19 protein-coding genes are annotated in these 24455 nt (G+C 72.1%); 9 read left to right on the forward strand and 10 right to left on the reverse strand.

The features are described from left to right. Window positions 1-69: 69 nt before the first annotated feature. Genes AB0J42_RS21665 through AB0J42_RS21675 form a run of 3 tightly spaced genes read left to right on the forward strand, consistent with a single transcriptional unit; the run spans window position 70 to window position 2835 of the window. Window positions 70-1275: a zinc-dependent metalloprotease gene (locus AB0J42_RS21665; protein ID WP_364297252.1), complete on the forward strand. Its 1206-nt coding sequence runs from the start codon at window positions 70-72 to the stop codon at window positions 1273-1275. Beyond that, entirely contained in the window at window positions 1272-1823 is a 552-nt protein-coding gene (locus AB0J42_RS21670) for an NUDIX domain-containing protein (RefSeq protein ID WP_364297043.1), read from the forward strand. Before AB0J42_RS21665 ends, AB0J42_RS21670 begins: the two co-directional genes overlap by 4 nt. A 10-nt stretch (window positions 1824-1833) precedes the next feature. Continuing rightward, window positions 1834-2835: an endonuclease/exonuclease/phosphatase family protein gene (locus AB0J42_RS21675; protein WP_364297045.1), complete on the forward strand. Its 1002-nt coding sequence runs from the start codon at window positions 1834-1836 to the stop codon at window positions 2833-2835. Here AB0J42_RS21675 and AB0J42_RS21680 read toward each other — a convergent pair. Next, entirely contained in the window at window positions 2822-3406 is a 585-nt protein-coding gene (locus AB0J42_RS21680) for a hypothetical protein (protein WP_364297047.1), read from the reverse strand. The genes AB0J42_RS21675 and AB0J42_RS21680 overlap by 14 nt on opposite strands. Beyond that, window positions 3403-3918 (reverse strand): M48 family metallopeptidase, encoded by a 516-nt coding sequence (locus AB0J42_RS21685; RefSeq protein WP_364297049.1) that lies wholly within the window; start codon window positions 3916-3918, stop codon window positions 3403-3405. The genes AB0J42_RS21680 and AB0J42_RS21685 overlap by 4 nt, the downstream gene beginning before the upstream one ends. A 314-nt stretch (window positions 3919-4232) precedes the next feature. Here AB0J42_RS21685 and AB0J42_RS21690 point away from each other — a divergent pair, with 314 nt between their 5' ends. The 3 genes from AB0J42_RS21690 to AB0J42_RS21700 all read left to right on the forward strand — a co-directional run bounded on the left by AB0J42_RS21690 (window position 4233) and on the right by AB0J42_RS21700 (window position 9206). Continuing rightward, window positions 4233-5585: a ThiF family adenylyltransferase gene (locus tag AB0J42_RS21690; RefSeq protein ID WP_364297051.1), complete on the forward strand. Its 1353-nt coding sequence runs from the start codon at window positions 4233-4235 to the stop codon at window positions 5583-5585. 64 nt (window positions 5586-5649) lie between these two features. Beyond that, window positions 5650-6987: an AarF/ABC1/UbiB kinase family protein gene (locus AB0J42_RS21695; RefSeq protein ID WP_364297053.1), complete on the forward strand. Its 1338-nt coding sequence runs from the start codon at window positions 5650-5652 to the stop codon at window positions 6985-6987. 242 nt (window positions 6988-7229) lie between these two features. Then, window positions 7230-9206 (forward strand): heavy metal translocating P-type ATPase, encoded by a 1977-nt coding sequence (locus AB0J42_RS21700; RefSeq protein ID WP_364297055.1) that lies wholly within the window; start codon window positions 7230-7232, stop codon window positions 9204-9206. A 131-nt stretch (window positions 9207-9337) separates the two neighbouring features. Here AB0J42_RS21700 and AB0J42_RS21705 read toward each other — a convergent pair whose 3' ends face one another. The 5 genes from AB0J42_RS21705 to AB0J42_RS21725 form a co-directional block, all read right to left on the reverse strand. Continuing rightward, the gene (locus AB0J42_RS21705; RefSeq protein ID WP_364297057.1) at window positions 9338-9535 is read right to left on the reverse strand and encodes a hypothetical protein; all 198 of its coding nucleotides are present in this window, start codon (window positions 9533-9535) and stop codon (window positions 9338-9340) included. A 51-nt stretch (window positions 9536-9586) separates the two neighbouring features. Beyond that, window positions 9587-9856 carry a WhiB family transcriptional regulator gene (locus AB0J42_RS21710; RefSeq protein WP_364297059.1) on the reverse strand — a complete coding sequence of 90 codons (270 nt, stop codon included), beginning with the start codon at window positions 9854-9856 and terminating at the stop codon, window positions 9587-9589. Between the two features lie 131 nt (window positions 9857-9987). Further along, window positions 9988-10278 carry a hypothetical protein gene (locus AB0J42_RS21715; RefSeq protein ID WP_364297061.1) on the reverse strand — a complete coding sequence of 97 codons (291 nt, stop codon included), beginning with the start codon at window positions 10276-10278 and terminating at the stop codon, window positions 9988-9990. A gap of 97 nt (window positions 10279-10375) precedes the next feature. Further along, window positions 10376-11260, reverse strand: coding sequence for an acyl-CoA thioesterase II (gene tesB / locus AB0J42_RS21720; RefSeq protein ID WP_364297063.1), 885 nt, complete (start codon window positions 11258-11260; stop codon window positions 10376-10378). Window positions 11261-11375: 115 nt separating this feature from the next. Next, window positions 11376-13418, reverse strand: a complete 2043-nt coding sequence (locus AB0J42_RS21725; protein WP_364297254.1) for an ATP-dependent DNA helicase UvrD2 — start codon at window positions 13416-13418, stop codon at window positions 11376-11378. A 154-nt stretch (window positions 13419-13572) separates the two neighbouring features. On the opposite strand from AB0J42_RS21725, the gene AB0J42_RS21730 reads away from it, so the two are divergent. Together AB0J42_RS21730 and AB0J42_RS21735 are read left to right on the forward strand one after the other, a co-directional pair. Further along, window positions 13573-14475, forward strand: coding sequence for an alpha/beta hydrolase (locus AB0J42_RS21730; RefSeq protein WP_364297065.1), 903 nt, complete (start codon window positions 13573-13575; stop codon window positions 14473-14475). A 76-nt stretch (window positions 14476-14551) separates the two neighbouring features. Beyond that, the gene (locus tag AB0J42_RS21735) at window positions 14552-14800 is read left to right on the forward strand and encodes a mycoredoxin (RefSeq protein ID WP_364297067.1); all 249 of its coding nucleotides are present in this window, start codon (window positions 14552-14554) and stop codon (window positions 14798-14800) included. 46 nt (window positions 14801-14846) lie between these two features. Here AB0J42_RS21735 and nudC read toward each other — a convergent pair whose 3' ends face one another. Further along, window positions 14847-15821: an NAD(+) diphosphatase gene (gene nudC / locus AB0J42_RS21740; RefSeq protein ID WP_364297069.1), complete on the reverse strand. Its 975-nt coding sequence runs from the start codon at window positions 15819-15821 to the stop codon at window positions 14847-14849. A gap of 114 nt (window positions 15822-15935) precedes the next feature. Between nudC and AB0J42_RS21745 the strand changes: the two genes are divergently transcribed. Next, a complete protein-coding gene (locus AB0J42_RS21745) occupies window positions 15936-17555 on the forward strand; it encodes an IucA/IucC family protein (protein WP_364297071.1) in 1620 nt (539 codons plus the stop codon). Between the two features lie 148 nt (window positions 17556-17703). On the opposite strand, the gene AB0J42_RS21750 is transcribed toward AB0J42_RS21745, so the two are convergent. Then, on the reverse strand, window positions 17704-20961 hold the full coding sequence (locus AB0J42_RS21750; protein ID WP_364297073.1) for an ATP-dependent DNA helicase: 3258 nt from the start codon (window positions 20959-20961) through the stop codon (window positions 17704-17706). Further along, on the reverse strand, window positions 20955-24338 hold the full coding sequence (locus AB0J42_RS21755; protein ID WP_364297075.1) for an ATP-dependent DNA helicase: 3384 nt from the start codon (window positions 24336-24338) through the stop codon (window positions 20955-20957). Before AB0J42_RS21755 ends, AB0J42_RS21750 begins: the two co-directional genes overlap by 7 nt. Window positions 24339-24455: the final 117 nt, after the last annotated feature.

Consider the following 24455-nt stretch of genomic DNA (forward strand, 5'->3'; position numbering starts at 1 on the left):
CCTGCACGAGGTAGAGCGGTGACTGACCTGCCAGGTCGCGAAAACGACCCCAACGAAAACCCGTTCGCCATGTTCGGCGACCCTGAGCAGATGGCTCAGGCGATACGCCAGTTCGCCGACATGCTGTCGGCGCCGCAGGGTTCCGGCCCTGTCAACTGGGACATGGCCAAGAACATCGCCCGCCACGCCGTCGTCGCGCAGGGCGATCCGAGCGTGATGGAAGGCGAGCGCCGCCAGATCGTCGAGGCGCTGAACCTCGCCGACCTCTGGCTCAACGAGGCGACCGCGCTGCCCAGCGGCGTGTCCACCCCGCAGGCGTGGAGCCGGTCGGAGTGGATCGAGAACACCATCCCGGTCTGGCGCAAGCTGGCCGAGCCGATCGCCGAGCGCATGGTCGAGACCATGGGCGGCGCCATCGGCGGCTCCGGGCTGCCCCCGGAGGCCCAGCAGATGGCCGGGCCGCTGATGGGCATGCTCAAGCAGATGGGCGGCATGATGGTCGGCCAGCAGATCGGGCAGGCCATCGGCTCGCTGGCCCGCGAGGTGATCGGCACGACCGACATCGGCCTGCCGCTGTCCGACACGGCCGCGCTGCTGCCCGGCGGCGTCGCGTCCTTCAGCTCCGGCCTGGAGCACCCGGCCGACGAGATCAGGCTCTATCTGGCGCTGCGCGAGGCGGCGCACCACCGGCTGTTCCAGCACGTGCCGTGGCTCCGCGGCCACCTGCTCGGGGCCGTCGAGGAGTACGCCAAGGGCATCACGGTCGACACCTCGGCGCTGGAGGAGCAGATCCGCGGGCTCGACATCAACAACCCGCAGGCGCTCCAGGAGGCGCTGAGCGGCGGCGCGCTGCTCAAGCCGGAGGAGACCGAGCGGCAGAAGGCCGCCCTGGCCCGGCTGGAGACGATGCTGGCCCTGGTCGAGGGCTGGGTCGCCACCGTGGTCGACGACGCCGCCGCGGGCAAGCTGCCCTCCGCAGTGGCGCTGGCGGAGACCGTACGACGTCGCCGCGCGACGGGCGGTCCGGCCGAGGTGACCTTCGGCACGCTCGTCGGCCTGGAGCTGCGCCCGCGCAGGCTGCGCGAGGCGGCCAAGCTGTGGGAGACGGTCAAGGAGGCGCGCGGCGTCGACGGGCGCGACGCGCTCTGGGCGCACCCCGACCTGATCCCGACGGCCGAGGACCTGGACGACCCCGAGGCGTTCGTCCGGGGCGACAGCGCGTGGGACATCTCACAGCTCGAGGAGAAGCCCGGCGACGAGGGCGACGAGAGTTGAGCCTCCACGACGACGCCGTGGCCGTGCTCACCGCGTGGACCGCGCCGACGGCCGAGGAGGAGCTGCTGCGCACGCGGTTCCTGGACCATCTGGCGGCGCACGACGACGCGATGCTGCGCGAGTGCGTGCCCGGCCATCTGACGGCGACCACGGCGGTGCTGTCGCACGACGGCGCCCGCGTGCTGCTCACCCTGCATCCCAAGGCCGGGATGTGGCTGCCGATGGGCGGCCACTGCGAGCCCTCCGACACGACGCTGGCCGGGGTGGCGCTCCGCGAGGCCGTGGAGGAGTCCGGCATCGCGGGCCTCGAACTGCTGCCCGGCCCGCTCGCGCTCGACCGGCACCGGGTGTGGTGCCATCCGCCGCACAGCTGGCATCTCGACGTCGAGTACGCGGCCGTCGCCCCGGAGGGTGCCGAGGCGGTGATCAGCGACGAGTCGCTGGACCTGCGCTGGTTCCCGGTGGAGGAGATCCCGGAGCTGTCCGACGAGGCCACCCGCCGCCTGGCCGCCCGGGGGCGTGACGCGCTGGCCGTGGCGGGCCGCTGAGGGTCCGCCGGTGGCCGGGTCGGTGGAGAGTCCTGTCGGGGGGACGATCGTCACGCCCGCGCGCCGCAAACACCCCGGCCGCACCGCCGCCGTGCTGACGTGGCTGGCCGTGACGCCGTTCGCGGCGTGGGCGGTGACAAGGCTGGCAGGGCTGGAGCGGGGGGCGATCCCCACCCAGATCATGACCGCGACCCCGTACGCGGCGGCGGGCTCGCTGATCCCCCTGATGATCGCCGCGCTCGGGCGCAGGCGGGCCGCCACCGCGGTCGCGCTGCTGACCAGCACCCTGCTCGGGTTCAGCGTGCTGCCCAGGACGCTCGGCGTGGCCGACGCCACGGCGGGCAGGCCGCTGCGGGTGCTGACCGTCAACCTGCTGTTCGGCAAGGCGGACACGCCGACGGTCATGGGCCTGGTGCGTGAGCTGCGGCCGGACGTGCTCAACACGCAGGAGCTGACGCCCGGGGCGGTGGACGAGCTGGACGCGGCCGGGCTGCGCGAGCTGATGCCGCACCGCGTGCTGCAGCCGGAGTGGAGTGCCAGCGGCAGCGGCATCTTCTCCAGCCTGCCGCTGAAGCCGATGCAGGACGCGCTGCCGCCGCTGGAGGGCCACAACATGCCGGTGGCCCGGGTGTCGCTGCCCGGCGGGGCGCCGGTGGAGCTCTACGACGTGCACCCGGTGCCGCCGATCGGGCGGTACGCGGACGCCTGGCGGACGGCGCTGGAGGCGCTGCCCGGCCCGTCCGACGAGGCCGTGCGCATCCTGGCGGGCGACTTCAACGCCTCTCTCGACCACACGCCGATGCGCCGGCTGCTGGCGCGCGGCTATAAGGACGCCGCCGCCCAGGTGGGCGCGGGGCTGATCCCGACCTGGCCGGCCAACCGGCGGGTGCCGCCGCTCATCACGATCGACCACGTGCTGGTGGACGAGCGGGTGGGCGTGCAGGCGGTCAGCGTGCACGACGTGCCCGGCACCGACCACCGGGCGGTGTTCGCGGAGCTCAGCGTGCCGTGAGCAGCGCGCGGGTACTCTCCCAGCCTTCGAGACCCGGGTCGAGCCGGTCGGCGTCGCCGGGGTCGCGCAGGCGGTGCCAGCCGGGCGTGGTCGCCACCATGCGGCGGCCGGGCGCCTGCGCGCGCAGCGCCGCCACCGGGTCGGGGTCGTCCAGGTCAGGGTCCGCCCAGCCGGGCAGCGGCAGGTGGCAGGCCAGCGCGACGGCTCCGCCCCCCTCGGCCGGGCTGACGGTGATGCGCGCCCGCCCGAGCTCGCGGAAGAGCTTGCCGACCAGCAGCGGAGGCAGGTCGGGCGCGTCGGCGGCGACGATCGCGGCCTGCTCGCCCTTCAGCATCCCGAGCACGTCCTTGACCGGGTCGTCCTCGCCGATCTCCAGGATCTCGGTGCCGGGCCAGACCAGGTCGTCCAGGCCGGGGACGCTCGTCGCGAGCACGGGGGTGACCAGCTCCAGGCCGGCGACCATCTCGTAGGTGTCCTCCGCGATCGCCTCCAGCCAGCGTCGCGGATCGATGCCCGGGGGCGCGGATCGCGCCATGCGCTCGCGTACGAGAACCGCGACGGTGCGCGTCAACACTCCTCCGGGGCGCTCTGAGCTGCGGCGGAGAAGCCTTCGAGGTAGCCGCGGGCGCGCTCGGCCTTCGGATAGTGCTCCACCAGGGCCCAGAAGCGGGGGCCGTGGCTGGGCACGAGCAGGTGGACCAGCTCGTGCACGATGACGTAGTTGATGACCCACTCGGGCAGGCCCTTGAGGCGGGTCGAGATGCGGATCGTGCCGGTCTCAGGCGTGCAGGAGCCCCATCGGTGCTGCTGGTTGTCCACCCATCGCACGCTCACGGGGCGGGCTTTGCCGTCGAGGTACTTCACGGACAGCTCCTTGGCGCGGGCGAGCAGCGCCTCGTCCGTCGGGCGGCGCCGGCGTTCCTTGGCCGCGAGGCGGTCGAGCATCCGGCTCACCCATTCGTCCTCGTCCTCGCCGCTGAGCCAGGCGGGCAGGAGCACGATCGTCTTGTCGCCGTCTCGGTAAGCGGAAACCGTACGCCGGCGACGAGAACTGCGACGGACCTCGACTGTCTCGGGGGGCACATATTGCACGTTAGCCGAGACGGACGGAATTCCCCAGAGGGCGAGACATGTTTGTGCTGGTCAGATGATTAAGCCTGGGTGAATGTGGGCACGCGGGTTTTCCCGATCGGGAGGGCGGGAGGCCCGTTCTGAGCGCCGGTTCAAGAGCGGGGAGAGTTCTGGTCAAGCGGTTTCTTGTGATCGTTACCAGGATGGAGTTTACCTAAATTTTACTGTTGGGGCTTCGTCCACAGGGGTTGTGGGGTGCTCCGAGTTATCCACAGCGGCGGTGTTTTCTGCTCGGGATCTTGAATCTGCGTGCAACTCTTCGCGGCATGAGGCCACGTCTGCACCCCGCGCTCGCCCGTACGAACCGTGACGAGCAAACGCTCCAGCTCGGCGCCCACCCCCTGCGCGCCGTCGTCCTGACCGGCCTGAGCCCGGCCGCCCGGCGGTGGCTCTCCGGCCTCGACGGCAGCCGCGACCTCGCCGGGGCGTTGCGGGCGGCGCGCTCCGCGGGGCTGCCTGAAGAGTCCGCCCGTGCTCTGCTCGATCGGCTGGCGCGGTCCGGTGTCCTCGACGACGCGGGCGGGCCCGCGATCCCGCTGCCCCTGCCTGTGCTCGACCGGATGCGTCCCGACCTGGACGCGATGGACCTGTCCTCCTCAGCGCCCGGCGGCGGGAGAGAGTCGCTGCGGCGCCGGGCGTCGGCGCGGGTGCGGGTCTACGGCGCGGGGCGGGTGGGGGCGCAGGTGGTCGCGCTGCTCGCGGCGGCGGGTGTGGGCGCGGTACGGGTGATCGACCCGGATCCAGTCCGCCGTCGTGACCTCACACCGGGCGGGCTGACCTGGGCCGAGATGGGGATGACGCGGGAACAGGGCGCGGTCGCGGTCGCGGCGAGACTGGCACCCCCGGGCGAGGGCTACGCCAGCCCAGTGACTCGTGCCCACCGCGCCGACGCGGAGCGACCGACCAGACCAGGCAACGGCGCCGCACGACCGACCCGCGACGTCGGTAACGGCACCGAACGGCCAGCCCGGACAGGCAGCGGCGGAGGCGTTCCCAAGCGGCCGGGGCGCGCAGGGAGCGGCGTCGCACAGCCGACTCAGACACGCGGTCGTGGGAACGGCGCCGAACGGCGGAGCCGGACAGAGTGGGCGGGGCGGCCGGGTGAAGGGGTGTGCGAGGTGCGGGCGGGTGGGCCGTATTTGGGGGATGGGACTGAGCGGCCGGATCTGGTGATTCTGACGCCGGTGCGGCCGCTGGACATGGTGCTGGTCAACGAGTTGATGGAGTTGCGCATCCCGCATCTGCTCGGATCCGGGTTCGAGGGGCATGGAATCGCGGGCCCGCTCGTTGTACCTGGACAGACCGCCTGTTTGCACTGCCTGGATCTGACCAGACGAGATCATGATCCGGCTTGGCCGGTGGTCACCGCCGAGCTTGGTGGCTATCCCCCGGGAGAGATCGCATGTGACGTCTCCTTGGCGGCCTCGGTCGCCGCCGCGGTGGCCGGTCATGCCCTGGATTACCTCGATGGTCACGGCTCGGTTGTGATGAACGGCACAACCGACATATCACCTGATCGACACTGGAAGCACCGATCGTGGTCAATCCACCAAGACTGCCGTTGTATACGAAACTATCCATATCCGCTAACAATGGTCATGTCAGCTACCTGCGATTGACATGCACAGGTAACGACCGACGAAGGGGGGAAGCGGCATCTCGTCCGAGATCCCGCACTTCAGGATGAGCGATCTTCCTCGCCGCGCCGTCACGCGCTCCGCCAAGCTGGCCACCCTGCCCCTCAGCTTCGCCGGACGCACCGCACTTGGGCTGGGCAAGCGGATCGGCGGCAAGTCCGCCGACATCGTCGCGGAGGAGATCCAGCAGCGCACCGCCGAGCAGATCTTCAAGGTGCTGGGCGAGCTCAAGGGCGGCGCGATGAAGTTCGGCCAGGCGCTCTCCATCTTCGAGGCGGCCCTCCCGTCCGAGATCGTCGCCCCGTACCGCGCGACGCTCACCAAGCTGCAGGACGCGGCTCCCCCGCTGCCGGTCGCCACCGTCCACAAGGTGCTCACCGAGCAGCTCGGCGACGACTGGCGCGACTACTTCCAGTCCTTCGAGGACGAGCCGACCGCCGCCGCCTCGATCGGCCAGGTCCACCGGGCCGTCTGGCACGACGGCAGGCAGGTCGCGGTCAAGATCCAGTACCCGGGCGCCGGCAAGGCCCTGCTCGGCGACTTCACCCAGCTCGCCAGGCTCGGGAGCCTGTTCGGGGTGCTCATGCCGGGTCTCGACGTCAAGTCCCTGCTCGCCGAGCTGCGCGAGCGGATCGCCGAGGAGCTCGACTACCTCCGCGAGGCCGAGGCCCAGCACGCGTTCGCGGTCGAGTTCGAGGGCGACCCCGACTTCCACGTGCCGCACGTCATCGCCGCCAACGAGACGGTGCTGGTCACCGAGTGGATGGACGGCGTCCCGCTGTCGCGCGTCATCACCGAGGGCACGAAGGAGGAGCGCGACCGGGCCGGGCTGCTGTTCGTGCGGTTCCTGTTCTCCTCCCCCGCCAGGGTGAACATGCTCCACGCCGACCCGCACCCGGGCAACTTCCGCATGCTGCCCGACGGCAAGCTGGGCGTCCTCGACTTCGGCGCCGTCAACCGGGGCGGCTACCCGCTGGCGTTCGGTCAGCTCACCCGCATCTTCAACCAGGGTGACATGGAGACCGTGATCGACGGGCTGCGCAAGGAAGGCTTCATCCGGCCCGGCATCGAGATCGACCCCGACGCGCTGCGTGCCTTCCTCGCTCCGTACGTGGAGCCGACGGCGGTGGAGGAGTTCACGTTCAGCCGCGAGTGGCTGCGGACCCAGGCCGCGTCGGCGACGGACCTGCGGCCAGGCAACGTGGTCCGCCAGCTCAACCTGCCTCCTTCGTACGTGCTCATCCACCGGGTCCACATGGCCGGGATCGGGGTCCTGTGCCAGCTCGGCACCACGGCGCGGTTCCGCGACGAGGTGATCCGCTGGGTGCCGGGCTTCGCCGACGACCCCGACGACACGGGTGCCGTGGAGCTGGCCACCGCTTGACGCCTCTACAGGCGTGATGATCCATGTCAGGCTGGGCAGGGCCTGACATGGAGGTGAGGAGCGTGCACCGCAACCACCGGCATACTCCTGAACCAGGCGTAGATCGTGTCGGCCAGGCGGGTCTTGGTGATCGTGAGGGTCGCACGGATCACGCAGGGCATGCGAACCACACAGGTCATGCGGATCACGCGGGCCATGCTGATCACACGGGGCATGACGGGCACGCTGGGCATGGCGGGCATGTGGGGCAGTTTCGGCGGCTCTTCTGGGTCATGCTGGTGCTCGCGGTCCCGGTGGTGGGGCTCAATGAGATGTTCGCCGGGCTCGTCGGTTATGGGCTTCCCGAGGGCGCGTGGGTGCGGTGGGTGTCGCCGGTGCTGGGCACCGTCATCTATCTCTGGGGTGGGCGGCCGTTCCTGAGCGGGGCGGTTTCGGAGATCCGCGCTCGCAAGCCCGGCATGATGCTGCTCATCGGGCTGGCCATCACGGTGGCGTTCGTCGCGTCCTGGGGTGCGAGCCTGGGGTTGCTCTCCCATGAGCTGAACTTCTGGTGGGAGCTGGCCCTGCTGGTGGTCATCATGCTGCTGGGCCACTGGATCGAGATGCGTTCCCTGGCCCAGACCACCTCGGCGCTGGATTCGCTGGCCGCGCTGCTGCCCGACGAGGCCGAGAAGGTCGACGGGGACGAGGTGGTCAAGGTCGCGCCGGCCGATCTGGTGGTCGGCGATGTGGTGGTCGTGCGTCCGGGCGCGTCGGTGCCCGCCGACGGGAAGATCATCGAGGGTTCCGCGAGCATGGACGAGTCGATGATCACGGGAGAGTCCCGGCCGGTGCGCCGTGAGGCCGGGCAGCAGGTGGTCGCGGGTACCGTGGCCACCGACTCGGGCCTCCGTGTCGAGGTCACCGCCACCGGTGAGGACACGGCGCTGGCCGGGATCCAGAAGCTGGTCGCCGACGCCCAGGCCTCCTCGTCGCGTGCCCAGCGGGTCGCCGACACCGCCGCGGGGTGGCTGTTCTGGTTCGCGCTGGGGGCCGCCGCGATCACCGCCGTCGTCTGGGCGTTCATCGGGCTGCCGGACTTCTCGGTGGTGCGGACCATGTCGGTGCTCGTCATCGCCTGCCCCCATGCGCTGGGCCTGGCGATCCCGCTGGTGGTGTCCATCGCCACCGAACGGGCCGCGCGCGGCGGCGTGCTGGTCAAGGACCGGCTGGCGCTGGAGTCGATGCGTACGGTCGACACCGTCCTGTTCGACAAGACCGGCACGCTCACCAAGGGCGAGCCCACCGTGACCGGGGTCGAGCCGATCGACGGCCGCGACGCGGACGAGGTGCTGGCCGTGGCCGCGGCGGCGGAGCAGGACAGCGAGCATCCGCTGGCCAGGGCGATCGTCGGCGCCGCGCGGGAACGCGGGCTGGACGTGCCCCGGGCCACCGGTTTCTCCTCCTCTCCGGCGGTCGGTGTCAAGGCCGAGGTGGACGGGTCCCGGATCGAGGTGGGCGGGCCGTACCTGCTGGAGGAGCACGGCCTGGACGAGCTGCCCGTGGCCGGCGCGTGGCGGGCGGAGGGCGCGATCATCCTGCACGTGCTCGCCGACGGCCGGGTGGTCGGCGCGCTCCGGCTCGCCGACGAGATCCGGCCGGAGTCCCGGGAGGCGGTCGACGCCCTGCACGCCGCCGGGGTCCAGGTCGTGATGATCACCGGGGACGCGCGGGCGGTGGCGGACACGGTCGCCCGGGAGCTCGGCATCGACCGGGTGTTCGCCGGGGTGCGGCCGGAGGACAAGGCGGCCAAGGTCGCGGAGCTGCAGGCGGAGGGCCGGAAGGTGGCGATGGTGGGCGACGGCGTGAACGACGCGCCCGCGCTGGCCCAGGCCGACGTCGGCATCGCGATCGGGGCCGGGACCGATGTGGCGATCGGTTCGGCGGGGGTGATCCTCGTCTCCTCGGATCCGCGTTCGGTGCTGTCCGTCATCGAGCTGTCGCGGGCGAGCTACCGGAAGATGAAGCAGAACCTGTGGTGGGCCGCCGGTTACAACCTGCTGGCGGTGCCGCTGGCGGCGGGGGTGCTGGCGCCGGTCGGGTTCGTGATGCCCATGAGCGTCGGGGCGCTGCTCATGTCGGCTTCGACCGTCGTGGTGGCGCTCAACGCCCAGTTGCTGCGCCGGCTCGACCTGGCCCCGGCCCACAGCGCGGGCCGGTTCCTCGGGGCATCCGGATGATCATGGCGGTGGAGGGCGAGGACGGCTCGGGCCTCGGTTCGTACGCTGACATGAGAAGACCCGCCTGGACGTTCCAGGCGGGTTTTCTTCAGAGGTGGGGAGACCCCGCGCCGGCGGCGGGATCTCCCGCGTCACTGCACCAGGCTCAGGGCCCGGGCCAGGCGCTCGTTGGCGCGCCGGACACCGCGCTGGGCCCGGCGGACGCGCGTGATGCGGGCGGCCACGCGGTGCTGCTCCGCCTCTTGGTGGAGGCTCCGTATTCGGTCGTTGACCAGTTCATGGTAGAGATACGGGGCCGCGAAGTCGCCGCTCGTCGGGATCAGGCTCATCGGATTTCCTCTTTCTGCTCGTGCGGAGTCGTTGCGGAGTGGATCAGCGGTTCAGGCCGCGACAGGGTGCTTGCGCGGGCGGCCGCGCGGACGCTTGCGCGGCACGATCGTGCCGCGAAGGATCAGCTCGCCGCCCCAGACGCCCCACGGCTCGGCGCGCTCCAGCGCGCGCTCGAGGCAGGTCTTCTGGATCGGGCACCCGGTGCAGAGCGCCTTGGCGAACTCGACGTCCTCCGGCGACTCGGCGAACCACAGGTCAGGGTCGGTACGACAGGGGATCTCGGCTTCGTCGACCAGGTCCATGATCGTCTTCGCCCCCATCTGTTTTCTCCTTTGATCGAACCTTTGTTCTCGGTCGGACACGCACCTCGTGGGTGATCGGATCACGGACAAACAAAGAGGCCGCGGATCCTGTCTGCGGATCCGCGGCCTGGGGGCTGCTTGCGTGCCGGTCAGGTTATGACCGGCGCATCCCTCCAGGGTTGCGGACCCACCCCACGCTGGGCGATCGGCTGGGTCGGCACTTCGGCGCCCGCGACGAAGGCAGGGACGCCCAGAGCGGCTGCCGCGAAGGCAGGAGCGGTCGAAGCAGCGGCGCCGAAGTGGGCGCTCGCGTACATCAGGGACTCCCGGCGACGGGCAGACTCGTCTCGCCGCAGTTTGGCGGGCCCGTCGACGAGCCTCACCGAGTCACGGCACGCGGAAAGCAGCCACTGCGTGGCCTGCGTGTTGATGCTGATCACCGTGACTCACCTCCGCTCTGGGATCGTCGGACACAGATTGCCCGACTCGCTTGACCACGACCCTAAACCGGGATCCCGGGGTAGGGCAACGTATTTTCTACCTGCGATTTTGTGACAATCTCGTGCGGATCATGGCCTCCTGAACCACGGACACCACGAGTTCGCCCGAGGCGTTGAACATCTCCCCGCGAGCCAGCCCTCTGGCCCCTCCGGACCACGGCGACTCCTGCGCGTAGAGCAGCCACTCGTCGGCCCGGAACGGCCGGTGGAACCACATCGCGTGATCCAGCGAGGCGGCCATCACGTCGGTGGTGCCCCAGGCGAGCCCGTGCGCGAGCAGGACCGTGTCGACCAGGGTGTAGTCGGAGGCGTAGGCGGCCAGCACGACGTGGAGCAGCGGGTCGTCGGGCAGGTCGGCGTCGTAGCGGAACCACACGTTGGTCTCGGCGCTGCGCAAGGAAGGGTCGAGGTGGGCCTCCCAGGTCAGCGGGGAGGCGTAGCGGGCCTCGACCGGGCGCGGCCGGGTCACCCACTCGCGCCGCTCGTCGTCCTCGTCGAGCAGCGTCAGCAGCTGCTCCTGGACGGTCGGCAGCGTCTCGGGGGCGGGCACGACCGGCATCGCCGACGCCTGGTGCTCGACGCCGGGCTCCTCGACGTGGAACGAGGCCGACATCGTGAAGATCGCCTTGCCGTGCTGGATCGCGACCACCCGCCGGGTGGTGAACGACCGGCCGTCGCGGACCCGTTCGACGTCGTACACGATCGGCCTGGCCGGGTCGCCGGGGCGGATGAAGTAGGCGTGCAGCGAGTGGACGTTCTTGCCGGCCGGCACGGTGCGCCCGGCGGCGACGAGGGCCTGGGCGGCGACCTGCCCGCCGAAGACGCGCTGGATCCGCTCCTCCGGGCTGCGGCCGCGGAACATGTCCTCCTCGATCTGCTCCAGGTCGAGCAGGTCGAGCACTTCCTTCAGGGCCTCGTTCACCCGGTCCCCCTTCACGTCGGCGCGCGAGCAGCCCTCGGACCCACCCTCGTATGGTGGCATTGCGCGGTTTCGCGACGATTAAGCCCGGAACAGATTACGCGAAAGCGAGCACCGTTCAGTGACCGGAGCCCCGGCACAGATCCAGCACCGCTTCCCCGTACCGGTCGACCTTGACCCGGCCGATGCCCGCGATCGCCAGCAGCTCCTGCTCGGTCGTCGGCACCAGCTCGGCGATGGCCTGCAGCGTCACGTCCGTGAAGACCACGTACGGCGGGATCTTGGCCTCCTTGGCCGTGGCCGCGCGCCACGCCTTGAGGTTCGCCAGCAGCATCTCGTCGTAGTCGGCCGGGCAGGTCGCGCACCGGCCCAGCTTCTGCTCGGCCGCGGCCCGCAGCGTCTTGGCGCAGATCCGGCAGCTCACCGGGGCCGCCACCTTCTTGCGGTCGCGGACCGGCGTGGCGGGCCGCGCGGGCACGGACGTCCGCCCGGACAGCCCGTCGAGGAAGCGGGACGGGCGGCGGCCCTTGCGCCCGCCGGGGGCGCGGGCCAGCGCCCACGACAGCGACAGGTGCTCGCGGGCGCGGGTGACGCCCACGTACAGCAGCCTGCGCTCCTCCTCGATCTGCTCCGGCGTCTCCGCGTAGATGATCGGCAGCATGCCGTCGGTGAGGCCGACGAGGAAGACCGCGTCCCACTCCAGGCCCTTGGCGGCGTGCAGGGAGGCGAGCGTGACGCCCTCGACGGGCGGGGCGTGCTGCTCGGCGGCGCGGCGCTCCAGCTCGGCCACGAACGCCGGCAGGTCGGCGCCCTCGGCCGCCATGTCCTCCGCCAGGTCGGCCAGCGCCTTGAGCGACTCCCACTTCTCGCGCGCCTTGCCGCCGCCCGGCGGCGAGGGCGTCAGCCCGACCCCGGCCAGGATGTGGTGGACCTCGGAGGCCAGCGGCTCCCCGGTGTGGGAGCGGGCCGCGCCGCGCAGCAGCACGACGGCCTGCCGCACCTCCGCCCGCTCGAAGAACCGCTCCGCGCCGCGCAGCACGTACGGGATCTCCGCCTTCGCCAGCGCCTGCTCGTAGGCCTCCGACTGGGAGTTGGTACGGAAGAGCACCGCGATCTCGCGGGACGGGACGCCCTGGTCGATCAGCTTGCGGATGGCGCGGGCGACGCCGGCGGCCTCGGCGGGCTCGTCGTCGTAGTCGGCGAAGACCGGCCTGGGGCCGTCGGGGCGCTGCGCGACCAGCTCCAGGCGGTGCGGCGACTTGCTCGCGGCGATGACGCGGTTGGCCAGGTCGACGACCTGGGGGGTGGAGCGGTAGTCGCGGACCAGCTTGATGACCGCGGCGTCGGGGAACTCGACCGGGAAGCCGGTCAGGTAGCGCGAGGTGGCGCCGGTGAAGGAGTAGATCGTCTGGTTGGGGTCGCCGACCACGCAGATGTCGTCGCGGCCGCCGAGCCAGGTGTCGAGCAGCAGCTTCTGCAGCGGGTTGACGTCCTGGTACTCGTCGACGACGAAGTAGCGGTACTGCTGGCGGATCTGGGCGGCGACCTCGGGGTGCTCGGTCATCACGGCCGCGGTCAGCTCCAGGATCGTCTCGAAGTCGACGAGGTGACGTTCGCGCCGGATCCGCTCGTACTCCTCATAGAGGCGCGCGACCTCGTCGGCGGGGACGGGCGGAGTGCGGTGGTGTTTGGCGGCGGCGGCGACGTAGTCGTCGGGGCCGATCTGGGTGACCTTGGCCCACTCGACCTCGGCGGCGATGTCGCGCAGCTCGGACCGATCCGGATTTTTCCGGATCTGGCGGCAGGCTTCGATCAGCACCGGCAGCTTCGACTCGATCACCGACGGCGCCTCGCCGCCGATCACCCGCGGCCAGAAGTAGGTGAGCTGCCGGAGCGCGGCGGCATGGAACGTGCGCGCCTGCACCCCCGGCGCGCCCAGCCGCCGCAGCCGCTGGCGCAGCTCCCCCGCCGCGCGCGTGGTGAACGTCACAGCGAGCACGTTCCGCGCGTCGACCGCGCCACTGCGCACCGCATGCGCGATCCTGTGGGTGATGGCCCGGGTCTTGCCCGTGCCCGCCCCGGCCAGCACGCACACCGGCCCGCGCACGGTCTCGGCCACCTCGCGCTGCTCGGGGTCGAGCCCGGACAGCACGTCGTCCACGCTGCTCACCTCTCCATCCTCCCAGCCGGCGGCGGTACGGAAGCCATTCTCGCAACAGGGGGCGTCACCGGTTTCAGGGGCAACGAGATGCAAACCACCAGTCTCTTCCCCCACAATGGGGCCGTCCATTTAGACCGTGAGGGAAAGGAAGACCGTGCGGACAGCGGTTTCCCTGAGCGCGATCGCGCTCGCTTTTGCCGCGCTCACCCCGGTGAGCGCGCAGGCGGCGCGCAACCCGGCGCCGGAGCCCGCGGTGACCATGCCCACCGACCCCGACGGCATCGGCGGGCTGGCCAAAGAGACGGTCTCCTACGGCAAGCACCGCCTGCAGAAGATGGACGTGTGGTGGACGCCCGACGGCATGGAGCGGCCCGGCGTCTTCATCATCCACGGCGGCTGGTGGTCCAGCGGCGACAAGAAGAGCATGACCCGGATCGCGCGCTCCTACGCCGACCTGGGCTACACCGTCTTCAACATCAACTACCGGCTGTCGACCCAGGCCGCCTGGCCCGCGCAGCGCACCGACGCGCTGGCCGCCATCGCCACCGCCCGCCGCAACGCCGACCGGTGGGCGTTCGACGCCGACAACTACGTGGTGGCCGGCTTCTCCGCGGGCGGCCACATCGCCGCCGCCGTCGGCACCTTCGGCAACGGCGTGCAGGGCCTGAAGGGCGTGGTCGGGCTGTCGCCGATCATCTCGCCGCTGCGCGCCTACACCGACGGGGCCGCCGCCGTCGAGCCCGCCAAGGTACGGCTGCGCAAGTCGGCGATCCGGCTGGCCGGCGGCTGCCACCCGAAGGGCAAGTGCTCGCGGACGTGGGCCAGCATGGAGGTCGCCTGGCACGCCAGCCGCAGGGACGCCCCGATGCTCACCGTGCATGCCAAGGACGAGTTCGTGCCGCCGGCCCAGAGCGAGCTGCTCAAGGAGTCCCTCGGCAAGCTCGGCGTGCCCGTGAAGACCATCACGATGCCGGGCAAGTCGCACAGCACCGCCCTCTACCGGGAGCCGGGCGTGGCCGAGCGCGTCCAAGCGTGGATCTACGACCGGATCGGGTGAGGGATTAACCAGGGCTGTCGTGTTGTTGCACGGGACGCCTTCGTTTCTTTCCTGACCTTGGAGGGATTCCCCAGCGATGACGCTCACGGTCTACAGCACCACGTGGTGCGGCCCCTGCAAGCGGCTCAAGTCTCAGCTGACCCAGGAGGGCATCAGCTACAAGGAGGTCGACATCGAGAGCGACCCCGCCGCCGCCGATTTCGTCATGAGCGTCAACGGCGGCAACCAGGTGGTGCCGACGGTGGTCATCGAGACCCCCGGTGGGCGCATCGTCCGGACCAACCCGTCCGCCCGCGAGGTGAAGGCCCTCCTCGAAACGGCCTGATGGTATTCGCCGGGACCCGGGTGCGCGGCGCACCCGGGTCTCCGTCTCACCAGTCGCCCGCGAGCGGGCTGCCGTACCAGGTCTCGATGAGGCGGCGGGCGATGGACACCGGCGGCGGGAGGCGCACCTCGCCGGTCTCGAGCGCGTGGGCCAGCTCCTCGCGGGAGAACCAGCGGGCCTCGGCGATCTCCTCCGTGTCGAGGGTGAGGTCGGTCGAGAGCGCCTGGGCGAAGTAACCCAGCATGAGGCTGCGCGGGAACGGCCACGGCTGGCTGCCGAGATAGCGCGGGTTGGTGACGAGGATGCCGACCTCCTCGGCCACCTCGCGGACCACGGCCGCCTCCAGCGACTCGCCCGGCTCGACGAACCCGGCCAGGATGGACAGCCGCCCCTCGGGCCACTGCGGGCCGCGCGCCAGCAGGCAGCGGTCGTCGGGGTCGCGGATCAGCATGATGACCGCCGGGTCGACGCGGGGGAAGTGCTGGCTGGCGTCGCGGGGGCAGACGCGGATGTGGCCGCCCGCCTCGACGGTCGTGCGGGCGCCGCAGCGCGGGCAGAACTGGTGGGTGCTGTGCCAGGCCTCCAGCGCCACGGCGTAGACGAGAAGCCCTGCGTCGCGGTCGCCGAGCAGGCCGCCCGCCTGGCGCAGCCCGGCCGGCACCGGACGGCCCTCGGGCGCCTCGTGCGGGCTCATGGGCACGGTGACCCGGCCGTTGACGTCGCTCGCCGCGGTGCCCGGCAGTCGGGCCGCCACGGCGAAGTAGGTGACGCCGTCGGCGACGCCGAGCAGGAAACGCTCCCCCGGCGGGGCCTCGGACGGGGAGAACAGCACCGCCCGCACCTCGTCGCCCACGCGTTCGACGAGCGTGCGGCCGTTGTCGATGATGAGAACCCGGGTCGCGGGGTCGTGCCAGGCACGTTCCAACCACGCCGGGTTGTTGCGCAGGGCCGCAGACCTGTCGATGGTGCCCCGTGCGAGGAGCAGCGGTCCGATGAGTTGCTCTTCCGCTCGCGTTTCCACGGGCTCCACCCTTCCAAATCCCCCCTCATCCTAGGGCGGCTTCGGGAAGATCTTCGCTGGGGGCTAGGATCTTGGGTAGTTAGGCTGACCTTACCTGCACTGCTCGGGGGTGGTATGCGCGACTCCTACCTGGCCGCCCGGGTGCTCGACGCCCTGCTGCGGGAGGACTACGGCGACATCTCCGCCCAGATCACCCGGAGCCGGGAGGGCGTCGGGTTGACGCTGTCCGACGGCAGGCTGGTGCGGCTCGCGCCCGGTGTCCCGTTCCAGGACTTCGTGGTGGCGCCCGGGCAGCTGCTGGGGCTGGAGCAGGTGCTGGACACGCTGGCCGAGATCGCCCCCGAGGAGGACGCCGACGGCGTGAAAGCGTTCTTCGACGAGTGCGTGGCGGCGCTGGCCGCGCTGGATTCGCACGACGCGCGGCTGCCCGACGTGCTGGCACGGGATCCTTCGTACGAGACGCTGGCGGCCTTCGCGGACCATCCGGGCTACCCGACGGCGCGGGCCCGGCCGGGGGTTCCGGACGGGGAGCAGGCGGCGTACGCGCCGGAGTTCGGGCCCGCCTTCGAGCTGCGCTGGGCAGTGGTGCCGAGGCGCGACCTCGAACCGGGCTCGGCGGAACTGCCGCCGGACGTCCTGACCTGGGAGCCGGACGAACCGCGCTCTGAGCCCTCGGACGAAGCGCACCCGCCCGCCGCGCTGCCCGCCCCGCACCCGTCAGCCACGCCGTTCCCCGTGCACCCGGACGAGGTGCTGTTTCCCGTGCATCCGCTGGCCGTGGACGAGGTGCGGCGGGCCGGGGGGCGGGTGCTGGACGAAGGGCGCGGCACCGTACGGCCGGTCGCCTCGATGCGGGCCGTGGAGATCGGGCCGCGCACCCATCTGGTGCTGCCGCTGCCTGTGAGCGTGCTCGGGACGCGCGACCGGCTCAGGATCGAGCCGGGCAGGCTGGGCGCAGGTGCCCGGGCCGAGTCGTTGCTGCGGGAACTGGCCGACGATGACGTGCTGGTCGCGGGTGAGCAGGAGTACGCGGGCGCCGGGCACGACTGCCTGGCCTGGATGGTGCGCAGGCTGCCGGAGGGGCGGCGGATCCCGGTGACGGCGCTGACCCAGCCGCACGTCGAGGACGGGCTCCGGTCCGCGGAGGTGCTGGGCGCCTATGTGCGCGTGCTGCTGCGGTGGGGTGTGCGGCTGCTGGTCGAGTACGGAGTCGTACCGGAGATCCGCTGGCACGAGGTGGCGCTGGTCCTGGACGATCATGACGCCGACGTGTGCCGGCCGGTGACGGTGCCGGACGAGGGCGCGGATCGCGGTGCCGAGGTGCGCCGGCGGGTGAAGGTGCTGGTGCAAGGGCATGACGGGGTGCTGGTGTCGCCCGCGCGGCTGGCCGCGGCCGGCGTCACCGTGCCGGAACTGCCTGAGTGGATGCTGACCGACGATCCGCACGCGCTGACGGACGCGTTCGTGACCCGCATGCTGCATCTGGGGACGGCGGCGATCGTGTTCGCGCTGCTCCCGGCCGCCGAGGCCGCCGCGCTGCTGCGCCGCACGCTGGAAGAAGCGCTGCATCCGTACGGCGAGCTGGCGATGGCCAGGCTGCTGCGGGCCAGGACGCTCGAAGCGGTCCGGCTCACCGGCAGGCCGTGGCTGACGACTGGAACGCTGGCGTCGGAGGCGCGGCTGGAAGCCAGGCCGCCCCGCATGAGCGGTCCGAACTACCTGCGCCTGACTTAACACGATTTCGTCGTAGCAGGCTCCACGACATCCGCGCGAGCAGCCCGGCCGTTTGTGCCTGCCCCCACCACCACGCGCAGGAACAACCCGGGCCGCCCGCGCTACCACGTGCGGGAACAGCCTGGCCGCCTGCCCCTCGCCTGGAAAGTCAGGTATCGGTGGGGATCGACTCGATGAGGGCGACCAGGCCGTCGGCGTCGAGGAGGTCGACGGGGCGGATGGTGAGGTTGGCTCGTACGTAGTGGAAGGCGGCGCTGACCTGGTCCAGCGGGACGCCCGCCAGGTGCGACCAGGCCAGCCGGTAGGCGGCGAGCTGGACCGACGCGGCGCGGGCCGCCTTGCCCGCGGGCGGGCGGCCGGTCTTCCAGTCGACGACCTCGTAGCGGCCGCCGGGCAGTTCGAAGACGGCGTCCATCCGCCCGCGCACCACCCGGTCGGCGATCATCGTCTCGAACGGGACCTCCATGTCGATGGGCCGCCGGTCGGCCCACTCGCTCCGTTCGAAGTGCTCCTGCAGCTCCGCCAGCCGCACGTCGGCCTCCTCCGGTTCGGCGTCCAGGCCGAGCTCGAAGTCGTCGATGAGCCGCTGCTGGTCCCAGCGGGTCTCCAGCCACCGGTGGAAGGAGGTGCCGCGGCGCGCCAGCGGGGCGGGTTTGAGCGGGACCGGGCGGCGGATCCGGCGGGCCAGCTCGCGGGGGTCGGAGGCCAGGGTGACCAGGGAGGAGACGGTGAGTTCGGCGGGCAGCTCGACGGTGGTGGCGTCGGGCCGCCGCTGCCGGTCGCGTTCGCGTAGCAGCAGCTCGGTGTCGCGTTCCCAGGCCTGGAGCCGTTCCTCCTCGAAGGGGCGGAGCGGCTCGTCGTCGCCCAGGTCCAGGTCGCCGGTGAGGGCGTCCTCGACCAGCCGGGCGCCGTCGAGTACGGATTCGTACCGCGGGCCGGAGGGCTCGACCGGCCAGATGGCCTGGGGCGGCTCGGCCAGCAGCGGGTTGGTGGCGCCGGGCGCGAGGTCGGGGGCCCAGACCGCGACCCGGTCGGCGGTGTCGCGGATCTCCAGCAGGAAGTCCGACGGCGCGAGCGGTTTGGAGGCGCTGCCCCACCGGTAGCCGGAGGCGATGAGGTGGTAGTGGGCCCGGGTGACGGCGACGTACGCGAGCCGCCGTTCCTCCATCAGGTCCCGGGCGCGGCACCGCTCGTCGAAGGCGGCCAGTTCCTCCTTGGTCAGGCCGGTGAGGCGGGGCAGGTCGGGGGCGTCGCCGCGGAGCGGGTAGGGCAGTTTGCGCGGGTTCTCGGTCCAGCGGCCGTTCACGACCGGGGTGGCGGGGAAGACGCTGCCCGTGGTGATCGAGCCCGATGAGCTGACGAGCTGTGACAGGCCGGGCACGACCACGATCGGCCACTCCAGGCCCTTGGAGGCGTGCACGGTCATCAGCTTGACGCTGTTGCTCTCGCCGACCCGGCCGCTCTCCAGCCCGAACTCCTCGCTCTCGGCCGCCTCCAGGTAGGCCAGGAAGGCGCCGAGCGTCGGGTCCTCGGCGTCGCCCGCGAACCGGGAGGCCGCGTCGAGGAAGGCGTCCAGGTCGGCCCTGGCGGCGAACGAACTGGCCGTCCCGCTGCGCGCCGCCACCTCGATGTCCAGGCCGAGCCGCCGTTCCACCTCGCTGATCAGGTCGGGCAGCGGTTGCGCGGTGTGCGCGCGGAGCTGGCGCAGCTCGTGCGCGAGCGCGACCAGCCGGGTGGCGGCCAGCGGCGAGAAGGCCGCCAGCCACTCCTCCCGGTCGGGCAGCTCGTCCAGCGCGTCGACCAGGCTGCCCTGCTCCTCGGCCAGGTCGGCGACGGCCTGCTCCAGCGGGTCGTCCTCGTGGCGGCTCTCGCGGGACTGGCGGACCAGCTCGCGGGCGCAGTCGCCGAGCACCCGCAGGTCGGCGGGGCCGATCCGCCAGCGCGGCCCCGCCAGCAGCCGGGCCAGGGCGTCGCCCGCGGTGGCGTCGTAGAGCACGCGGAGCGTGGCCACGATGTCGCTCACCTCGGGCACGGTGAGCAGGCCGCCGAGACCGACCACCTCGACCGGGATGTCGCGTTCCTCCAGCGCCCTGCGCAGGGCGGGGAACTGCGAGCGTTTACGGGCCAGGACGGCGATGTCCTGCGGCTGGATGGCGAGGGTCTTCTTGCGTTCCCGGTCGCCCCAGGGCAGGCCGTCGGGCGCGACCTCCTGGCCGATCAGCTTGGCGAGCATCCCGGCGATCCACTCCGCCTCGTCCTCGGCGGTCTCGTGGAAGGCGCAGGTGACGCAGCCCCGGTCCACCCGGTTGGCCCCGGGCACCAGCACGGGCACCTCGCGGGCCTCCATGCGGAGCGGGAGCTGGACCCGGGCGGCGACGTCGAGCACCCGGTCGCCGTTGCGGAAGCTGACGCTGAGCTGCCGCACCGGAGCCTGGTCGCCCGAGGCGGTGCGGAAGTCGGCGGGGAAGCGGCGCAGGTTGCCGGCCGACGCGCCGCGCCAGCCGTAGATGGACTGGCAGGGGTCGCCGACCGCGGTCACCGGGTGGCCGCCGCCGAACAGCGAGCGCAGCAGCACGAGCTGGGCGTGGCTGGTGTCCTGGTACTCGTCGAGCAGCACCACCGCGAAGCGGGACCGCTCGATCTCGCCGACCTCCCGGTGACGGGCGGCGATCCGCGCCGCCAGCGCCATCTGGTCGCCGTAGTCGATCACCTCACGCCGTCGTTTGAGTCGCTCGTACGCCTCGACGAGCGGAAGCAGCTGTTCCCGGGCGGCCTGCACGGCGAGGGGCCGTTTCTGCGCCTTGGTGACGCGGCCGGTCAGCTCGGCGTGCCGGTCGTGCAGCCACTCGCCGATGCGGCGCACGTCGTCCGGGCCGCGCAGGTGCTCCGACAGCTCCCCGGCGAGCTCCAGGACGGCGGCGGTGACCGAGGCGGGGCTCAGCTCGACCCGGTCCATCGGCCCGTCGTACATCGCGACGACGCGGGAGGCGAGCTGCCAGGAGACGGCCGGGGTGACCAGCCGCATGGTGGGCTCCAGGCCCTCGCGCAGCGCGTGGTCGGTGACCAGGCGCGAGGCGTAGGAGTGGTACGTGGAGACGGTCGGCTCGTCGTGCAGCAGCTCGGGGTCGATCAGGCCCGCCTCGGCCAGGCCGGCGAGCCGTTCCCGGACGCGGGTGGCCAGCTCGGCGGCGGCCTTGCGGGTGAACGTCAGGCCGAGCACGTTCGCGGGCTTGACCAGGCCGTTGGCGACCAGCCAGACGACGCGGCCCGCCATCGTCTCGCTCTTGCCCGAACCGGCGCCCGCCATGACGACCATCGGCTCCAACGGGGCCTCGATGACGGCGGCCTGTTCGGGGGTGGGGGGAAGGATGCCGAGTTTGTCGGCCAGTTCGACCGGGTTCAGCACACCTGTCCCCCGCTGTCGTTCACCGGGCAGCTCGCCCTGGCCGCGCAGGTGCGGCAGCCGTCGTTCACCTTGGCCTGGAAGAGCGGGCCCGACATGCCGATCGCGACCGTGTCGACCAGGTCGGCGGCCCAGCCCGGGTTCTGGTCGTCGGCCAGCGCGTCCTGCTTCTGCTCGATCGCGGCGTACTTGCCGGCGGCCTTGCCGAGCTGGACGAGGGCGGCGCCGCCCGGCTCGGTCAGGCCGTGCCTGGCGAACGCGCCCAGCAGGGCGGCGAGCTGGTAGACGCCGAGCTGGGGGTGGCGGTCGAGCTCGCCCGGCTTGGGCTTGGAACCGCCGGTCTTGAGGTCGATGATCACCGCGCGGCCGTTCTCGTCGCTTTCCAGGCGGTCGACCCGGCCCTTGATCTGGACGCCTTCGGCGATGGTGGCCACGAACGACTCCTCCAGGGCCACCAGGTCGCGGTCGTTCTCCTCCTGCCAGCGCAGGAACCTGCCGATCATCTGCTCGGCCACCTGCCGCTGCTTGCGGTTGAACCAGACGCCGCCGAAGTCCAGCTCCTTCCAGACGTCGTCGAGGCGCTTGCCGAGCTGGTTCTCGTCGGGCACGCCGGTGGCGGCGAGCACGGCCAGCGCGTGGATGACGTTGCCGAGGCCCTGGGCGGTGCTGGTGCCCGCGGCGCCGACGGCCGTCTCCAGCAGCCAGCGCAGGCCGCACTTGGTGAAGCTCTCCACCGCCGACGGGGAGATGGTGACGACTCCTTCCGGCCAGCTCAGCGGCCGGTCGTCGGAGATGGGGGTCAGCGCGTACCACTCGTTGGGGTGGGCGCCCGGCACCCCGGCGGCGGCCAGCCTGGCGAGCTGCCTGGCGGCGGCCTTGCGCATCCTCTCCGGCCGGGTCGGGTCGGTGACCGCGCTGCGCAGGTCGGCCACGAGCGCGGGCATGCTGAGCCAGCGGGCACGGTCGCCCGCGCCGGCCTCCTCGATCGCGCCCGGCATCAGCTCCGACAGGAACCGGGACGGCCGCTCGTCGGTGTCCTCGCCGCCGACCGCCGTGACGACGAGCCTGCGGCGGGCGCGGGTGACGGCCACGTAGAACAGCCTGCGCTCCTCGGCGAGCAGCTTGGAGGCGAGCGAGGCGGCGTTCGGACGGCCGCCCTCGACCACCTCCACCAGGTCCTCCACGCCGAGCAGGGTGCCGCGCAGCCGCAGGTCCGGCCAGACGCCCTCCTGGACGCCCGTCACCACCACCACGTCCCACTCCAGGCCCTTCGCCCGGTGGGCGGTCAGCACGCGCACCGCGTCACCGTCGGGAGCCCGCTCGGCCAGCGTGTCGCCGGGGATCTCCTGGGACGCCAGATCGTCCAGGAACACCTCCGGCCCGGCCTTCGGCATCCGGTCCACGAACCGGGCCGCCTGGTCGAACAGCGCCACCACCGCGTCGAGGTCCCGGTCGGCCTGAGCGCCCCTGGTGCCGCCGGACAGGCTCATGTCGGCCCACCTCGTGGCCAGCCCGGACGCCTGCCAGACGGCCCACAGCACCTCCTCCGCGCTCGCCCCCTCGCCGAGAGCGGTGCGGGCGGTGGCCAGCAGCTTGGCGACCCGCTCGGCGGGCGCGGCGACGTGCGGCTCGATCCGTACCAGCTCGCGGGGGTCCTCGATGGCGGCGACCAGCAGCTCGCCCGACGAGCGCGGCACGTACGGGAGCTCCGGCGGGTCGGCGGCCACCTCGTTGTCGGCGATCTTGAGGGCGCGGCGGAGACGGCGGACGCCGATCATGTCGGTGCCGCCCAGCGGGCCGGTCAGCAGCTCCTCCGCCGTGTTCTCGTCCAGCGCGGCCGGGTCGAGGGCGACCTTGAGCATCGTCAGCAGCGGACGGACGCCGGGCTCCTGCGCGATCGGCACCTCGTCACCCGCGATCATCGTCGGCACGCCCGCGTTGACCAGCGCCCGGCGCAGCAGCGGCACCTGACGCTTCGCCGACCGCACCACCACCGCCATCCGATGCCACGGCACCCCCTCGACCAGATGGGCCCGCCGCAGCGTATCGGCCACCACCGCGGCTTCCTGACTCGTGCTGTCGGCCAGCAACACCCGCACCTCACCCGGCGGCGCGTCCGGCGAAGCCACGAGATCCCGATGCCCCCGACCCCCGGTCACCGCCTTCACGGCGGGCTCCGGCGCGGTGGGTTGTGGCATGGCGGGTTGCGACGCGGCGGGGTGCGGCGCCCTCGACTCCGCCCCGGCTGGCTCCGGTGCGGCGGGATCCGGCGCGGCGACGTCCACTCCCCTGGACTCCGACGCGGGCAGCACCGGTGCGGGAGGTTGTGGTGCGGTGGGGTTGGGGGTTGGGGGTGGGGTGGGGAGGGGGGCGGCGGGGAGGCGGGAGGCGATGCGGCGGGAGGCGGTGAGGAGGTCGGTGCCGGCGCGGCGAGAAAGGCGGAGGGCGACGATGGGGGCGTCGTGGCCGTCGAGGGTGCGGAAGCGCTCCGGGAATTTGAGGATGTTGTGGACGTCGGCGCCGCGGAAGCCGTAGATGGACTGGTCGGGGTCGCCGACTGCGACGAGGTCGCGGCCGTCGCCGGCCAGCTGGTGGAGGAGGTATTCCTGGGCGGGGTCGGTGTCTTGGTACTCGTCGACGAAGACGGCGTCGAGGGCGGCGCGTTCCCGGGCCTGGACGGCGGGGTTGGACAGGAGGCGGGCCGCTTCGGCGATGAGTTCGGCGTAGTCGAGGGTGGGTTCGGGGTCGAGGTCGAAGCGGGTTTCGTAGCGGTCGGCGAAGCGGCCCACGGCCACCCAGTCGGGGCGGCCGTGCTGTCTGCCGAGTTCCTGGATGCGTGCGCCGTCGAGGCCGCGTTCGGCGGCGCGGGACAGGAAGTCGCGCAGTTCCTCGGCGAAGCCGCGGGTCTTGAGGGGTTCGCGCAGGTCCTCCGGCCAGTCGAGGGCGCCGTCCTCCAGTTCGCCGTGGAGGAGGCGCCGGACTTCCAGGAGCTGTTCGGGGCCGGTGAGGAGGCGGGGCGGGGGCCCGCCGGACAGCACCGCCTCGCGGCGGAGCAGGGCATAGGCGTACGAGTGGAAGGTCATCGCGACCGGGGTGCGGGTGGTGCGGCGCAGGCGCGCGGTGACGCGGCGGCGGAGTTCGCCGGCGGCCTTGCGGCCGAAGGTGAGGATGAGCACCCGCTCGGGGTCGGTGCCGCGGCGTTCGATCCGGTCGACGACGCTCTCCACGATCGTGGTGGTCTTGCCGGTGCCGGGCCCGGCCAGGACGAGCAGGGGGCCGCCGGGGTGGCCGACGACGGCGCGCTGATGTTCGTCCAGCACAGGGGGCTCAGCGGGCTCGCTGCCGCCACGGCGCACCAGCCGCCAAGTGTGACCACTCACAACCCTAGATTCCACCAGATCACAGGGGTAGATCGTGCCGGATTGACCGGTCTACCGGGCGATCGTCCAGGGTAGCGGGGGAAATGCGCGTTCTCCCGCCCGGCATTCCGGGCGGGA

The organism is Nonomuraea sp. NPDC049649 (assembly GCF_040675175.1).
Taxonomy (GTDB): Bacteria; Actinomycetota; Actinomycetes; order Streptosporangiales; family Streptosporangiaceae; genus Nonomuraea.